The following is a 16,496-nucleotide window of genomic DNA, read 5'->3' as shown; positions in this document are numbered from 1 at the left end:
TATGGCATTTCAACGTTAATCTATCGCCGGTTTCACATCATCTCTCGGAAGCCCAAGGAAATCCTGTATAAGATGTCTTGTAAAAAGCCGTCCTTCCTCGCTCTCAAATATACGCTCAGGATGCCACTGAAAGGCAAGTATGCTCATCGTCGGTGATACAAATGCCTCGACAGATTCATTCTCCTCATCGACCACTATCGGATAGAACATCGTCGACAGATTTTCCAGATAGACACAGTCGCTGTGGAAGTTGTTTACCTTGATATATCTGTCCGTCTTGACTATCCTTGCCATGTGGTCTGTGCCTCTGGGTCTTGGCACCTTAAAGCGCGCGGAATAACTTATCTTACCGCCAAACAGCGCATTTATGTGCTGCATTCCCCTGCACACGCCTATCACTGGGATCTCATTCTGGACGCAGTACATTATGAGCTGCTCCTCTAGCGCATCACGGTGCGGCTGCAGCTCTGCATTGTGCGGCTCCACATAATGTCTCGGATGGAGCGTTCCGCCCCCTGTCACTATCAGGAGATCAAACTGTTCATCCACTATCTCATCAAAGTTTTTTGTAAAGTTGGATACCGGTCTGAGTCTTATTCCAAGGCTCTCATAGAACTCCACATAAGCAGCCTCGAGAACGTCCGTATATTTTCCATACATATTGTGTCCTTCCCGCTGTGTTATAAGTGCATGTAACATAAAACCTATACCCCCTTTGTTATCTTACTGTGTGCACAGTCGAGCGTCACCGTCTGCTGTTTTTCCACGAAACTGTATATGCAGTCTCCGCAGCCTATTGCCGCCGGGATGTTGAACTCCGCACACCTTATCGCCATGTGGGATGCAACTCCGCCGTATTTCGTTATAAATCCTTTTATCCCCTTTGCAAATATCCAATCATATCCCGGATCCGCCTTCGGGAGAACTACTATCTTATCCTGAACGTCAGCCACATCCTCGTGATCCTCATTCTCATAATTTTCAAGCAGGAGAATGTCACCCGTGACGCATTCAGATGTTATGAAGTTAGGTCTGGCCTCCCATATCTCTATGCATTTTAACTGCAACGGATCATATATGACATCCGGCAGTATAAGCATGGACGCCCTCTGGAATTTCTTTTTGTTCTGATCTATGTTCTTTCTCCATATATCGCCTGTGAATTCCGCAGGTCTGTTCACCATAAGCTGAATATCCGGCACCTCAAGATATGCCATGTCTTCCTTGCTTATGCCAAGTTTATCGCCTATATCTATAAGTATGTCTATGGCAAGGCTTAATGTCTTGGTGAACTCGAACTTGAAGAATTCCCTCTCCTCCATGGAATCCTTGAGGAAATCCAGAAATTCCCTGAGGTCCACATAAAAGCCTATATCCTCAAGTGCCTCCATGAGCTTAACCGAATCCAAAGGATTATGCTTAAGCTCCTCTATGGTCTGCCTCTGCTTTCTCGCAGCAGCGCTTCCCTTGGACAGGTCGAACTCGCGCTGGGCGTATGTCTCGCAGGTTATGTCGTATGTGCCTGAACGCAGATGTCCATATTTTTCATCAAATGTAACTCTTGTTATCCTGCCGTCCACCAGATCCTGAAAGTCAGAATCGTACTCCGACGCAACAGTATATATCGACATCATAAAATCGTCTATCTCTTTGTCCGTAAAATATCCTCTGTACACAAGGGATCTGCTAATCGCCTTCGATATGAATGCCAGTCTCGCCTGTCGCGCAAATTTCGGGGTTCCGTAATGCTTTATGCTCTCTATGAGCTGTACAAAATACTGTATCAGCGTTACCACATCATTGTGCGCCATAAGCCAGTTGCTTCTCGTATTCTCACGGTGGACACGAAGGCCGTTAAGAGCCCTGAGATCCTTCATCCTGTTTCTATTGAAATTGCATATCGCATTGTTTGTCAGATTGAACAGCGAATCCGAGAGGTCCGCAATCTCCTCCCTGGTGAACCCGGCTTCCGTCAGTGTCCCCAGCTTGTCCTCCGTCGAGAAGTCATATTCGGAAAATGCTATCTCAAATTCTATCTTGTCATGGGCGGTCGGATCATCTATAAGCTTCTTATCATAATACTTCAGAAGCTTCGCCTCCAGCCTGTCATCCAGTTCATCCGGCATCAGCCCCAGGAACGACTTCTTAAGAGATATGTACGGCTTGTTGCCAAGCTTATACATGAGGTCTCCATCCACCTCTCTGTAACCAATGTAGCTGAGTCCCTGATTCCATGCCGCAGACGTGATGATCTCCCTGTACAGGGAATAGTCAAGCGGATGGGGATTTTCACCTATGATCTCCGCAGGATTCCAGAATGCCATATCCGACAATATGGTGTTCCTGTCCCCAACCAGGCTGCTGATCTCCCTGTATGTATCCTCAGCCTCCAAAACAGTCCTGAACACCTCTTCGTCATCGACATCGGAGTGAACACCATTGATGCTGGCTGCAAGAGGTCTCATCTGAAATATCGTGACTGTATTGTCCTCATCTATTGCGAACTCCACATCCAGTGGATATTCAGGGTGCATCTCCTCCAGCTCACGCATGGATCTGATGAGCGCAGCCCAGTTCGCCGGCAGCTCATCACAGTCCACATTCCTGATTATGTATACCGTCTTTCCTCCCCTTCCGCTTGTAACCGCGTCTGTGGATGAATCATCGTAGGTTATCGTATAATATGGCCTGTCCTTCTTGATCTCCCTTGAAAATATAACGCCGCTGTAGCTGATATTCGTGATCTGTCTCTGTATGAGAACCTGTTCGCCGGACACATCGTCCAGATCACATTTATATGAATCCAGCACTTCCCTGACTGCCCTTACTACCGCCTCTCCGTCTGAAGGGTCCACTCCCAGAATACTCTCATAGTGACCGGCATTCGAAGTGTTGAGTCCGTCTTCATTTGAGGACGAGCTTCTGACCACGATATACCCTCCGGCAAATTCTTCTGCTATCTCCGCCGCAAGTCCATACGGATCGGCATCAAGCTCAGCTCCGGTTACTATCTTCAGCTTTTCCACTCTCGAATACTTCAATTTTCCATACAGGCTCTTAAGAACATCAGCCTTTGAAGAAATCCTGTCTGCCATGTTGCCTCCTTATTAAAAAAAGCTGCACTTAGTGTATACTAAAGTGCAGCTTACATCAATTTCTTTTTATATGTAATTGTACCGTTCTGTGATCTACTTCACTGTGAGAAGGTCGTCCACTGACTTTCTAGGCGGCATCTCCGGTGCAAATGCAGGATAACCCATAGCCACAACTGCGGCAACAGTCTGTCCATCAGGAATACCAACTATCTCTCCTACCTTTGCATCGTCAAATATTCCGAGTATGACTGTTCCAACGCCCTTATCATGAGCGGCAAGACAGAATGTCTGGGTTGCTATACCGGCATCGAACATCTCCCACTCGCTGCCCTTGCTTGTGCTGAACTCTCCTGACTTCTCATAGCCACATATTCCGTCCTTCTTGGTGACTATCATGAGCTGCTTCGCTCTGCTGACTGTCTTCTGGTTGAGAGGGAAATCCATAACGCCCTCTGCAGCTATCTTAGCGATGATCTCCGGATCCTCCACAAGTGTATATCTGATAACCTGTGTATTCTTCCATGATGGCGCATATGACGCCAGCTCAACAATCTCTCTGACCGTGTCAACACTCACCATCTCATCTGTAAACTTTCTCACACTTCTTCTGGTCTTGATACATTCTACTGCGTTCATACAATGTCCTCCTGGTGTAAAATCTTATAATAATCCCTGGATATATAATATCCCGCTCGTGAACTTGTCACCGACGTTATTCACGTAATTCCTGTATTCCTTATAGTCTATATAATACTTCTTTCCCCATGAAGATACAACAAGATATTCTCTTCCTTTTATGGTGCACACTCCTGTAACAGTCACATAATGTGAGTGGACATTCTCCCTGATGGAGCTCTTCAGCTCACCGTCCTTGTCCACATAAAGGCTGATACCCTTCTTGCCAAATGGATTGTATCTGTTAGGTCCTATGGCCAGTATGACCGGCTTATTCTTTCTTATGAGATGTCTTATATCTCTCAGCATCGATTCATCGGACTGCATCATCTTCCACTTTGCCTTGAGCCCTATGTCGTTCAGCATGAAATATCTGTTCATCGTATGCTTGAGTGCTATTCCCAGCATACCCTTGTGCATGAGAAGTATCACGTAGTGCACATAGAAAAATCTCACATACTCAAGATAGTCATGCTTGTTGTATAAGCCTTTTGGCTTGTTGATCTTTCGGATGGCATCGGTCATCATATTCGGATTCTGCTCAGCAAGATACATCGTGAGGTCTGCCATGGCTATAACACCACATCCGACCTTCTGCATCTTCTTTGACTTTGACCAGTTCTGATTGCCACCGTAGCTCACCAGATTCAGATTCTTTATCTTCACATAATCTCTATTAGTTAAATATACATCTTCCATTGTTAGTCCTTTCCAGCGCTGTGTGCGCCATATGCCTGAAGTCATATATTAGTCTGCTCGTCTTTGCTATAGATTATATCATGAATCGCAATCCACATCAAGCATTCTTAACTGTGTTAAGTAGTTTTAAAAACTACATTCGTTGTTTTTTGATTATTTTCACTTTACTTTTTGCCGGTGATTTGTTATAAGATTATATGAGTTGGATAAGTGATCGCGGCTGCATTTTTGCAGGTGAGGAAAGTCCGGGCTTCACAGGGCAGGATGCCGGATAACGTCCGGTGGAGGCGACTCCCAGGCCAGTGCAACAGAAATATACCGCCATATTCGTATGGTAAGGGTGGAAAGGCGAGGTAAGAGCTCACCGCTGCCATGGTAACATGACAGGCTCTGTAAACCCCATCCGAAGCAAGACCAAATATAGCTTCTGCAAAGGAGCTTGTGGAATGATACAGTTGCCCGCTGCATTCCAGGTAGGTTGCTTGAGTTTTATGGTAACATAAATCCTAGATAGATGATCACTCTCGACATAACCCGGCTTACAGTCCAACTCATTCCCTTTCATAGTATTTTTCTTATATTTTGAACAAAAAATACGGCACGGAGACATTTGATTTGCCTCTGTGCCGTATTTTTTATGCTACTGGTTATTCTTATTGGTTATTCTATATCCTTGTGTGAACCTTCATCATATCCTGAAGCATCCGCCACCTATAAATTCTCTGAGTATGGAATTGGCAGGTATGTATTCCGTGTCTATATCGTGGAACATATCTATCAGACGCAGAAGTCTCGCCGCATCCTGGTAATGCTCTGAAGTCTCATCTACCCCGAGCAGCAATGGTCTCGCCTCACGCCGTATGGCGGTATATTCGTACAACAGTCCCGAGTTAAACATCTCATCAGCCTCGCTCTCATATGGGAAGATATATTTCTCCTCTCCCCTTCTGACTGAGCTCCACATGGAAAGTGTCTTCTCCACATCGTTCCCTCTGGTCCTGCTGTCTCTGACTATTCTCCTGAGCAGTCTGCTGTCTATGGTTGAAACCTTTGCCGGCTCGCCGTCCTCACCTTCAACGTACAACTGATTAAGAGGACTTATGTATATCTTGTACTTGTCTTCATCCGCCAGGCCGTATGTCATCTTCGGGTTAAGCGAATGGATTCCTTCCATGATGATAACATCATTTTCACCTATTTTGAGAAGGTCCCCATGATATTCCCTCACTCCGGTCTTGAAGTTGAAAACCGGAAGCTCTATCTCTTCACCGTCCAACAGCCTTGTCATATCCCTATTAAGTGTTTCAAGATCCATGGCCTCCAGGCACTCGAAATCATAGTTGCCATTCTCATCCTTCGGATTGTCTTCACGGTTCACAAAATAGTTATCCGCAGCTATCGCATGTGGTCTGAGTCCCATGGCACGAAGCTGGATACTGAGTCTGTGGGAAAGTGTTGTCTTGCCCGCCGAGCTCGGCCCGGATATCAGTATTATCCTGCGCTTCTGTTCGGAGACTTTTCTGGCTATCTCATACATGCAGTTACTCTGCATAGCCTCGCATACCAGTATGAGCTCCAGTCCCTTTCCTGAATCGATCATCTCGTTCAGCCTGTCGACCGAATCGATACCGACTTTCCTCGCCCACTCCTTTGCAGTTGTCTTTAATGATGTTATACTTCTCTGCTCATCACCCATATAAATATCTACTCCATATCCTATATAAGTCTCAATGCCTCTTCCATGCATTCCTTTTCATGCGTGAGCTCACCGGCACGCCGTCTGGCATTGACCGTATCCGCATTCTTCAGTCCTTCAAGAACTTTTCCGGTCGAATCAAGCTTATCCCTCAGATACTCTCCGAGGATCTTGTCATGATTATGTATGAGGTAATATCCGTATTTATAATATACTTCATCCATGGCTGACTTATTACCAAAATCCTGTGCTGTCACATCCACGTTCAGTACAACGTAGTATTTGCCAGCATCTATCAGCATTTTTTCTTCTGTGATCTTCCAGCCATTCTCTGCGATGTACCTTCTCAAATGCTCTGTCTCCGACTGGGGCTGCAGCACGAGCTGACCGGCTGACTGTACCACATCCATGCCGGCTTCAAGTATATCCGTTATGAGGATTCCTCCCATGCCGGCTATTATGATGGAATCCACCTCACCCGGAGATATGGTTGCAAGTCCGTTTCCGAGTCTCAGATCAATACGGTCTGTCATATTCCACCTGGCTATATTATCCCTGGCTATAGCACACGGACCGGTTCTAACATCTGATGCTATGACCCGGTCCGATATGCCATTTGCCACAAGGTATATGGACACAAATGCATGGTCGCATCCAATATCACACACTCTGCCGCCGGGCTTTACCATGTCGGCAACAGTCTTCATACGAAGTGACAATTCTATATCTTTCATAATTATTATCCTCGCACCATCCATGCCAGATCGCGCGGTCCTCTCTGCTAGTTATACAGGAAATCCTTGAGCTTTCTGCTTCTGTTAGGATGTCTCAGCTTTCTGAGCGCCTTTGCCTCGATCTGTCTGATACGCTCTCTTGTGACATTGAACTCCTTGCCGACTTCCTCAAGGGTTCTTGGTCTTCCGTCATCCCATCCAAATCTGAGCTTTATAACTCTCTGCTCTCTCTCTGTAAGTGTGCTGACTACCTCGTCGAGCTGCTCGTGCAGCAGTGTCTGGTTTGTCGCCTCAACAGGTGTAGGGATACTCTCATCCTGTATGAAATCTCCAAGATGGCTGTCCTCCTCCTCACCGATAGGAGTCTCCAGTGATACAGGCTCCTGTGCGATCTTCATGATCTCCTGAACTCTCTCCTTTGGAAGTCCCATAACCTCTCCGACTTCCTCTGGAAGCGGCTCTCTGCCGAGCTTCTGAAGCAGATCTCTGCTCACTCTGGTAACCTTGTTGATGGTCTCAACCATATGAACCGGGATTCTTATGGTTCTCGCCTGATCTGCGATGGCCCTTGTGATGGCCTGTCTGATCCACCATGTCGCATATGTTGAGAACTTGTAACCCTTTCTGTAATCAAACTTCTCCACGGCCTTGAGCAGACCGAGGTTACCCTCCTGTATTAGATCGAGGAATAACATTCCACGTCCAACATATCTCTTGGCTATACTTACAACAAGTCTGAGGTTGGACTCAGCAAGCTTCTTCTTTGCCATCTCATCGCCTGCCTCCATTCTCTTGGCAAGCTCTATCTCCTCCTCCGCGCTGAGCAGAGGCACCTTTCCTATATCCTTCAGGTACATCTTGACAGGATCCTGTGTTGTGCTTGATATATCACCTGTATCTGTGAAATCTATCTTCTCAACATCCTCGCCCTCAGCGATCACGTCCTCGTCAAGTGTTGGCTCCTCCTCATCGTCATCTGTTATCTGAAGTATGTCCACACCGTTCTTTTCAAGGAAATTGAAGATCTTCTGCATGGTATCCAGATCAAGGGCAACCTCCTTGAGATCGTTAAAATGCTTGATGAGCTCTGTGTCCTCTATAACGTTCTTCTTGCTGTGAGCTATGTCAAGCAATTCCTGAAGCTTTGTGTTGAACTTTGCGTTGATCGCATCGTCCTCACTCACCTTGATCATATACTTGTCTTCATTTGAATTGATCGCATCCATTGTACTCATATCTTTCCTCCACATAATGTATTGTTTATTTCTTATAAAATAACTTTAAACTTTTCTATCTTTTTCCTGTCCTTGATGAGCTGCTGAACCTTCATCATGTCATTCTCGCTCTCAAGCTGCTTTTTTATGCTGGCAAGCTTTATCTTTTTCACGACCTCGGTTATGGCATTGCCAACCTCCTCCTCGGTCATGTCTATCGCCAGATCTGTCTGGAGCATGCCTGCCACCAGTCTCTGTTCCTCCACATCCTGGAATGTGTTCACCACCACAGCGGGCTCAACCTTGTGCTTCTCCCTGTACTGTGAGTACAGCTTGTCCGCTACGGTCCGGTATATTCCCGGCTCAAAGTCCGCCTCACTCACCACGCCGTCAAGTCTGGCAAACAGCTCCGGCCGGTTCACAAGCCATGTGAGCAGCAGCTTGGCGGTCTTATTATCCTTTGTCTCAGGTCTTCCCGGAGCTCCCGCGCTCTGGTCTCCCGGGAACTCTTCATAGCCCTGCTGTTCCTGGAGTCTGCGGGTCTCCCGCTCCACTATCTCCGGCTTTGCCGTGCCCGCAACACCGTAGGCATGTACCTTCGCGGCAAGGGCATCCTTGTCGATCACATATTTCCTCGCTATGGCATCGACATAATTATTTCTCTCCAGGTCGTCCTCAATATATGCCAGTTCCCTCGCTATCTGGTTCTGGAACTTGGTCAGCTCACCCGGATCGCTCTGGTCATATTCCTCAGAATATATCCTTGCAAGGAACATCATTCCGCTCTCAGCTTTCTTTATCCTCTCCTCAAATGCCTCGCTTCCAAGGTTCTGTATGAACTCATCGGGATCCTTGTACGGTCTCATATTGATGACCCTTGCGCCGACTCCGACCTCCCGGAGAATTGCTATGACCTTCTTCGTCGCCTCCACGCCTGCGCCGTCACTGTCGTACGCCAGATAAACCTCATCGGCATATCTCTTTATTATCCCAGCATGTCCAAATGTAAATGCCGTTCCAAGGGATGCCACGGCATTGTCAAATCCTGCCTGATGCATGGAGATGACATCCATATATCCCTCACAGCATATAAATCCTTTTCTCCTGCTCCGCCTTGCTATGTTCATGGCAAACAGCGTATGGCTCTTGTCGAACACCGCAGTATCACTGGTATTTATATATTTCGGTTTTCCATCGCCCATGACTCGTCCGCCAAATGCGATGACCTTGCCGTTTATATCCAGTATCGGGATCATGGCTCTGTTCCAGAACTTGTCCACACCGCCTTCCTTCTCGCTGATCTCAACAAGTCCCGAGCCCTTCATCTGATCATCTGTATATCCCTTGCTCTTCAGATACCTGTACAGATCATCCCTGTATATATCTGAATATCCAAGCGCAAATTTATTTATCGTCTCATCAGAGAGACCTCTTGTCTCGTGAAAATACTCATAAGCCTTCTCACCATGCTGGCTGTGCTTCAATATATAATGAAAATATGCAGCCGCAGTCTTGTTCATCTCCCTGAGCGTTATCTTATACTGCTCCCTCGACCTCTCCTGGGCATTCATGGACTTCTCAGGGAGCTGTACTCCAGCCCTCTCCGCAAGTCTCTCCACAGCCTCCGGGAAATTGAGGTTCTCATATTCCATGACAAATGTAAACACGTTGCCACCGACTCCGCAGCCGAAGCAGTGATACATCTGTTTTTCCCTGTTGACCTTAAATGACGGAGTCTTCTCATGATGGAACGGACAGCATGCCTCGTAATTCGCGCCCTTCTTCTTAAGGCTTGCGTAGCTTCCGATAACATCCACTATATCATTTCTTGACAAGACTTCATTTATCACGTCATCCGAATAATACAATTCGATTCCTCCTGTTTGTCAGGTATGCTCAGACCTTCCAGGACTTCGGTATATATATACTCTTAAATGTCTCTATCGCATAATTGTCTGTCATACCAGCTATGTAGTCGCACACGACTGTCTTGGGATCCTCTCCCATATATATCATCTCAACACATTCATTTGTCAGCCTGCTGGCGTCCTCAATGAAGTATTCATACAATATCCTCAGCATCTTGTCGGCCTTGAGCTCCTCGCTCTTGGCTATCGGGTTAGTGTAGAGATATCTGAACATGTATGTTCTCAGCTTCCCCAGAGCATCCCCGATCTCCGCCGACATACCGACATAATCCTTGTCCTGACTCGTATTTATCACATCATGTATGAGACAGTTCAGTCTGGTGCGGGTATTCTTCCCGAGAATGTCGGTGATATTGGTCGGAAGATCCTCCTCCTTCAATATGTTACCCCTTATCGCATCATCTATATCATGATTGACGTACGCTATCTTGTCCGCCAGTCTCACACACTGTCCCTCCAGCGTATGCGGAGTGCATGATGTCTTATGGTTTAGCATTCCGTCCCGGACCTCCCAGGTGAGATTAAGTCCCTCACCACGGTTCTCAAGACGTTCCACAACCCTTACGCTCTGAACATTGTGGCTGAAATTATTGCCCGCGCAGGCCGCAAGTGTCCGCTCACCGACATGTCCAAATGGCGTATGTCCCAGGTCATGTCCCAGCGCTATCGCCTCCGTCAGATCCTCGTTAAGCCTGAGTGATCTGGCTATCGTCCTTGCTATCTGCGACACCTCCAGAGTATGGGTCAGTCTGGTCCTGTAGTGATCATCACCCGGCGACAGAAATACCTGAGTCTTATGCTTAAGTCTCCTGAACGCCTTGCAGTGGAGTATCCTGTCCCTGTCTCTCTGGTAGACCGTTCTGAGGTCGCACTGCTCCTCCGGTCTGTCACGTCCTGTGGACTGATCACTGAACGCCGCATATCTGCTGAGCACTTCGTGCTCCCTTTTTTCCTGCTGTTCCCGTATCGTCATAGAATCTCTCCTATCACATGATCAATATTTCTTACCACACATTTTTATTATTCTCCGTTTTTTCTCAAAATCCTTTTTTATTTTTCAAATTTTCTGATGAAAGAATGACATGATAGTAAGTATAGTGATATACTTATCTAAGATTTTTGAGGTGAATGACATGTTTGATTTTGAAGAAGAACTTAAGAAGCTCCCCCATGTCCCAGGAGTATATCTCATGCACGATTCGGGGGATCATATTATATATGTAGGAAAAGCCATAGATCTGTACAACAGAGTACATCAGTATTTCCAGACCGGCTACAAGAAATCCCCGAAGATTCAGAAGATGGTATCCCATATTGCATGGTTTGAATATATTGTCTGCGGTTCAGAGATCGAGGCTCTCGTTCTAGAGTGCAACCTTATAAAGGAGCACAGACCGCATTACAACACCATGCTCACGGATGACAAGGGTTATCCCTATATCCGCATTACTGTAGAGGAGGATTACCCGCGCATACTGTACAGCCATCAGATGAAACGGGATCACTCCAAATATTTCGGCCCATACACCAATTCCAAAGCGGTGAAGGATATCATAGAGCTGCTGAAAAAGCTGTATCACATCAGGAGCTGCAACAAGGTTCTGCCAAGGGATATGGGCCTTGAAAGGCCCTGCCTGTATCACCAGATAAAGCAGTGCATGGCGCCCTGTCAGGGATATATCTCCAAGGAGGATTACAACAAAAATGTCCAGGATGCCATAAGCTTTCTGAACGGCAACCACGGTCATGTGATCAGGGATCTCGAAAAGCAGATGAAGGAGCTGTCCGAGGATATGGAATTTGAACAGGCCGCCGAGATCAGGGATCTGATAAAGAGCATCCATCACATTGAGTCCACCCAGAGAGTCGGTGACACAAGCGCAGACGACAGGGATGTGATCGCCATGGCCACCGATCTTGGAAATGAGTGTGTCATATCCATATTCTTCATAAGATCAGGCAAGATGATCGGCAGGGAACACTACCACATGAGCGGCGTAAATGCTGAGGCTTACAGCACGATCATGGAGTCTTTTCTCAAGCAATACTACGCTTCCACTCCATATCTGCCAAAGGAGATCATTATCGAGCAGCAGATCGAGGACTACAAGGTCATCGAGGAATATCTGAGCGCCCGCCGGGGAAGTCAGGTACACATCATTGTTCCCCAGAAGGGAGACAAGCAGAAGCTTCTCAAGCTGGCAAAGGACAATGCTTTTCTGGTCATGAACCAGGATGCCGACAAGCTCAAGCGTGAAAAGGAGCGCACTGAGGGTGCGGCAAATGAGCTGGCACAGCTTATCGGAGTTTCATCCGCAAGACGCCTTGAAGCATTTGATATATCGCATATAAGCGGCTATCACTCCGTGGCATCCATGGTGGTATTTGAAAACGGACGCGCCAAGAAGAATGACTACAGAAAGTTCAAGCTCAGGACCATAGACGGGCCGGATGACTACGCAAGCATGAGGGAGGTACTCACAAGAAGGTTCACAGACGAGCGGTTTAATATCTACCCTGATGTACTCATGATGGATGGCGGCCGGGGTCAGGTCAACATAGCTCTGGAGGTTCTTGACGAGCTTGGTCTCAACATCCCGGTATGCGGAATGGTAAAGGATGACCACCACAGAACCAGAGGACTCTATTACAACAACAAGGAGATAGATTTTCCTGCAAATACACAGGCCTTCAACATGATAACAAGACTTCAGGATGAGGCCCACAGATTTGCAATCGAGTACCACAGAAGTCTCAGAAGCAAATCCCAGATCCACTCAGTTCTGGACGATATTGAGGGCATCGGTCCGGCAAGGAGAAAGGCTCTTCTGGCATACTTCAAGGACATAGACAAGATCCGTGCCGCCAGCATTGCTGATCTCGAGATCCCGCAGGGAATGAACAAGACTGCAGCCACTGCGGTATATAACTTTTTCCACAACGATAAACAGAAGTAACGAGGATTTTATGATGGAATACAACTTTTTTGCACTTATATCACGAATGAAATATATTGACAGATGGGCACTCATGAGGAACAACCGCGAGGAGAATCTGTGTGAGCACTGCCTGGAGGTGAGCATGATAGCCCACGCACTGGCAACCATCGGCAATGTACGCTACGGCAAGACTCTGAACGCCGAGAGAGCTGCACTCATAGGTCTCTATCACGATGCATCGGAGATCATCACCGGCGACATGCCGACCCCAGTGAAATACTACAACGATGATATCAAGACAGCCTTCAAGGATGTGGAAGATATCGCATGCCACACACTGCTTGACAAGCTGCCGGACGATCTCAGACCAGCCTATGAACCGATATTCTTTAAGGATGCCGACGACGAGAATGATGTATATCTTTGGAAGCTCGTCAAAGCGGCTGACAAGCTGTCCGCCCTGATCAAATGCATGGAGGAGACAGGATCGGGAAATACCGAGTTCTCCAGTGCCATGGGTACGATCATGAATTCCGTGTCACAGATGGCTGAGACTTATCCTGAGGTAAACGACTTCGTGTGTGAGTTTTTACCGGCATACGGCAAGACCCTGGACGATCTTCAGCAGATATAATCTAAAGCAGATATAGAAAAAAGAGAAGCCGGAGCTTTTTGCCAGCCCCGGCTTCTCTTTTTTTGATCTTATTATTGTTTTAATTTTATTCCTGTTCAACATTTTGTTCAGCATTTTCAACTCTGTTGAATATCTCCATGAACTCCTGGCCTGTTATCGACTCCTTCTCTATCAGATACTGTGCGATGGCATCCAACGCATTCATGTGCTCTGAGAGAAGCTTCTTGGCCTCATCATATGCCTTCTTGAGCTGATTCCTAATCTCCTCATCGACCTTTGCAGCAGTCTTGTCTGAACACTGGAGCACTGCATTTCTGTCGAGATATTTTCCCTGAACAGTCTCAAGCTGCATGAGTCCGAACTTGTCTGACATTCCGTACATGGTTATCATCGCTCTCACTGTCTTGGTCGCCTGCTCTATATCATTTGCCGCGCCGGTGGTCACTGACTCGAATTTCAATTCCTCTGCAGCTCTTCCGCCGAGGGTCGTCACAATGTTCGCCTCAAGCTCAGCCTTGGTCTCCATATACTTCTCTTCCTCAGGCACCTGCCATACATATCCCAGAGAACCCATCGTTCTAGGAACTATTGTTATCCTCTGAACAGGCTCAGTGTGCTTCTGGAGAGCTACCAGAAGAGCATGTCCAACTTCATGATATGCAACGACCTTCTTCTCCTGGTCGCCGAGCAGCTTGCCCTTCTTCTCTTTTCCTGCAAATACAAGCTCCACCGCACCAATCAGATCAGCCTGTGAAACCATGCTCCTTCCGGATCTGACCGCAGTGAGCGCCGCCTCATTTATTATGTTGGCGAGATCTGCTCCAACCGCACCTGCTGTGGCAAGCGCAAGCTCACGGAGATCCACAGTCTCATCCATCTTGACATTTCTGGAGTGTACCTTCAGCGTGTCTATTCTACCCTGAAGATCCGGCTTCTCAACTATTACTCTTCTGTCAAATCTTCCCGGTCTCAGGAGTGCCTTGTCAAGTGTCTCCGGCCTATTGGTTGCAGCCAGTATCACTATTCCCTTGGATGTGTCAAATCCATCCATCTCGGCAAGAAGCTGGTTCAGTGTCTGTTCTCTCTCCGAATCACCGCCCCTCACGCTGTCTCTGCTCTGGCCTATGGCATCTATCTCGTCTATGAATATTATACAAGGAGCCATCTCAGATGCCTGTTTGAACAGGTCTCTGACTCTCGATGCTCCGACTCCCACGTACATCTCCACGAAGCTTGATCCCGACATGGAGAAAAATGGCACGTTTGCCTCTCCGGCAACAGCCTTTGCCAGAAGTGTCTTTCCGGTTCCCGGAGGGCCGACCAGCAGTGCTCCCTTTGGAAGCTTTGCACCTATAGCCATATACTTCTTAGGGTTGTGAAGGAAGTCGACCATCTCAGTCAGGGATTCCTTTGCCTCATCCTCTCCTGCAACATCTGCAAATGTGACTCCGGTCTTCTTCTCCATATATACCTTTGCGTTAGATTTGCCAAAGCCCATCATTCCGCTCCGCCTTGTCACGAGCGAAAGAAACAGATAGAATGCAGCTATCATTACCACATATGAAAGTATCGTTCCGACCATGGCTGAACCGCTCTCGTCTTTTCCCTCATATGTTGTGGCATACTTCTCATGGGCCGTCTTAAGTCGGTCTGCCAGCTTATCGTCGCTTATCCTCACAGTCACATAGGTGTTCTTGTCCAGAGTTCCATCAGACTCCTTTGAGGTAAATTTGATCTTCTTGGCATATATCTCTGCATTGTCCACCTCTCCCGAATCCAGCATCTCCACAAATCCGCTGTACGGGATCTCTTTTTTCGTTCCATTTGTGATCTTGTCGTATGCTCTCCAGCACAGCAGTGTCAATATCACCGAGATGACAAGCAGAACCATGACATTCCTGTTTTTGCCTTTGTTGCCATTATTCTTGTTGTCGTCATTCTTGTCGTTTTGTTCTTTGTTGTAATCGTTATTCAACACGTTTCTCCTTTTACTCTGATATGGATATCCCATTTATCCATCTATGACTTTACCGCCTAACAAATTATAAGTCAAGTAAACTGTTTGTATGAAATTGTCTTTATTGACATTACGGGGGCTCCGGGGGTACACTTTTTTACAAATTGACAAATATATTCTATATGGGAGGGCTGCAATGCCGGGATACATAATACACCTGTGCGAGGGCAGATACATCGCAGATAAACTTCATATTTCAAAGGAATCCCAGCCGGAGCTGCTGAATGATTTCCTGCTGGGCTGCGTTCTTCCAGATGCGGTTACGGACAAAGCCCTGACACATTTCAGACCGGAATGGCAGAACGATCTCATAACAAAATATCCGGACATCGATCACATATTGTCAGAATATCCAGTGGAAGCTATGACACCTGCCGACCTTGGCATACTTGCCCATCTCATGATGGACGCCGCCTATGTGGAGGAATTCTGGCCGCAATATTTTCAGTTTGAGGCAGGCGATAACACTCCCACCTGTGTGACACGCGACATAGACCATGTCCGAATGCACGAGCTCAGCATGCAGCCGGAGGGAAGGTGCATCCCATTCCGGGATTTCTTCTCAGAACAGTTTTTCTACGGTGATTACAATGTGACAAATCCATTGTTTATCAGGGATTTCTCACCGATCATACCGAAGGTTTCATCACCTGATATGACCATAAAAAAATGTCTATGTTTCTCACAGAGCAGACTGCGGAGTGATCTCGACTCATTCACCTCCATAGGCACCGATGTAGGCAATAATACAACGAATGTATTTCCATATAAAGCACTTAAGGACTTTATCATCTCTCAGGCGGACAGATTCCTCCGCCTCATAGATAACAAAAAAGCATCCACCAGATAAGCCTGTTTCCAGGCT

13 protein-coding genes and 1 other RNA gene are annotated in these 16,496 nt (G+C 47.0%); 4 read left to right on the top strand and 10 right to left on the bottom strand.

Annotated elements, in window-relative coordinates; genetic code table 11:
• Nucleotides 1–15: 15 nt before the first annotated feature.
• The 4 genes from DXD11_RS09395 to DXD11_RS09380 all read right to left on the bottom strand — a co-directional run bounded on the left by DXD11_RS09395 (nucleotide 16) and on the right by DXD11_RS09380 (nucleotide 4,469).
• Nucleotides 16–699: a gamma-glutamyl-gamma-aminobutyrate hydrolase family protein gene (locus DXD11_RS09395; protein ID WP_015533956.1), complete on the bottom strand. Its 684-nt coding sequence runs from the start codon at nucleotides 697–699 to the stop codon at nucleotides 16–18.
• Nucleotides 700–704: 5 nt separating this feature from the next.
• Nucleotides 705–3,095, bottom strand: a complete 2,391-nt coding sequence (locus DXD11_RS09390; protein WP_118758263.1) for a PEP-utilizing enzyme — start codon at nucleotides 3,093–3,095, stop codon at nucleotides 705–707.
• Nucleotides 3,096–3,188: 93 nt separating this feature from the next.
• Nucleotides 3,189–3,731 (bottom strand): nitroreductase family protein, encoded by a 543-nt coding sequence (locus DXD11_RS09385; RefSeq protein WP_015533958.1) that lies wholly within the window; start codon nucleotides 3,729–3,731, stop codon nucleotides 3,189–3,191.
• A gap of 24 nt (nucleotides 3,732–3,755) precedes the next feature.
• A complete protein-coding gene (locus DXD11_RS09380; RefSeq protein ID WP_055223258.1) occupies nucleotides 3,756–4,469 on the bottom strand; it encodes a hypothetical protein in 714 nt (237 codons plus the stop codon).
• A gap of 198 nt (nucleotides 4,470–4,667) precedes the next feature.
• Here DXD11_RS09380 and rnpB point away from each other — a divergent pair.
• An RNA gene (gene rnpB, locus DXD11_RS09375) (RNase P RNA component class A) lies at nucleotides 4,668–5,027 on the top strand.
• Nucleotides 5,028–5,157: 130 nt separating this feature from the next.
• Here the strand turns inward: rnpB and DXD11_RS09370 are convergent.
• The 5 genes from DXD11_RS09370 to DXD11_RS09350 are packed head-to-tail and all read right to left on the bottom strand — an operon-like array spanning nucleotide 5,158 to nucleotide 11,014.
• Nucleotides 5,158–6,165: a uridine kinase family protein gene (locus tag DXD11_RS09370; RefSeq protein WP_055273287.1), complete on the bottom strand. Its 1,008-nt coding sequence runs from the start codon at nucleotides 6,163–6,165 to the stop codon at nucleotides 5,158–5,160.
• A gap of 20 nt (nucleotides 6,166–6,185) precedes the next feature.
• Entirely contained in the window at nucleotides 6,186–6,899 is a 714-nt protein-coding gene (locus DXD11_RS09365) for a tRNA (adenine(22)-N(1))-methyltransferase (protein WP_118758262.1), read from the bottom strand.
• 47 nt (nucleotides 6,900–6,946) lie between these two features.
• Nucleotides 6,947–8,134, bottom strand: coding sequence for an RNA polymerase sigma factor RpoD (gene rpoD / locus DXD11_RS09360; RefSeq protein ID WP_022216124.1), 1,188 nt, complete (start codon nucleotides 8,132–8,134; stop codon nucleotides 6,947–6,949).
• A 32-nt stretch (nucleotides 8,135–8,166) separates the two neighbouring features.
• Nucleotides 8,167–9,981 (bottom strand): DNA primase, encoded by a 1,815-nt coding sequence (gene dnaG, locus DXD11_RS09355; protein ID WP_022216125.1) that lies wholly within the window; start codon nucleotides 9,979–9,981, stop codon nucleotides 8,167–8,169.
• 28 nt (nucleotides 9,982–10,009) lie between these two features.
• Nucleotides 10,010–11,014, bottom strand: coding sequence for a deoxyguanosinetriphosphate triphosphohydrolase (locus DXD11_RS09350; RefSeq protein WP_022216126.1), 1,005 nt, complete (start codon nucleotides 11,012–11,014; stop codon nucleotides 10,010–10,012).
• A gap of 160 nt (nucleotides 11,015–11,174) precedes the next feature.
• Here DXD11_RS09350 and uvrC point away from each other — a divergent pair, with 160 nt between their 5' ends.
• Nucleotides 11,175–12,998 (top strand): excinuclease ABC subunit UvrC, encoded by a 1,824-nt coding sequence (gene uvrC, locus DXD11_RS09345; RefSeq protein ID WP_055273421.1) that lies wholly within the window; start codon nucleotides 11,175–11,177, stop codon nucleotides 12,996–12,998.
• Nucleotides 12,999–13,011: 13 nt separating this feature from the next.
• Nucleotides 13,012–13,614, top strand: a complete 603-nt coding sequence (gene yfbR / locus DXD11_RS09340; protein ID WP_117549350.1) for a 5'-deoxynucleotidase — start codon at nucleotides 13,012–13,014, stop codon at nucleotides 13,612–13,614.
• 85 nt (nucleotides 13,615–13,699) lie between these two features.
• Here yfbR and ftsH read toward each other — a convergent pair whose 3' ends face one another.
• A complete protein-coding gene (gene ftsH, locus DXD11_RS09335; RefSeq protein ID WP_117549473.1) occupies nucleotides 13,700–15,505 on the bottom strand; it encodes an ATP-dependent zinc metalloprotease FtsH in 1,806 nt (601 codons plus the stop codon).
• 262 nt (nucleotides 15,506–15,767) lie between these two features.
• Here ftsH and DXD11_RS09330 point away from each other — a divergent pair, with 262 nt between their 5' ends.
• Nucleotides 15,768–16,481 carry a hypothetical protein gene (locus tag DXD11_RS09330; protein ID WP_117549352.1) on the top strand — a complete coding sequence of 238 codons (714 nt, stop codon included), beginning with the start codon at nucleotides 15,768–15,770 and terminating at the stop codon, nucleotides 16,479–16,481.
• The last annotated feature ends 15 nt before the right edge of the window (nucleotides 16,482–16,496 follow it).

Source organism: Coprococcus sp. TF11-13 (assembly GCF_003481085.1).
GTDB classification, from domain to species: Bacteria; Bacillota; Clostridia; order Lachnospirales; family Lachnospiraceae; genus Coprococcus; species Coprococcus aceti.
This window is presented reverse-complemented; position numbering and strand designations above follow the sequence as displayed.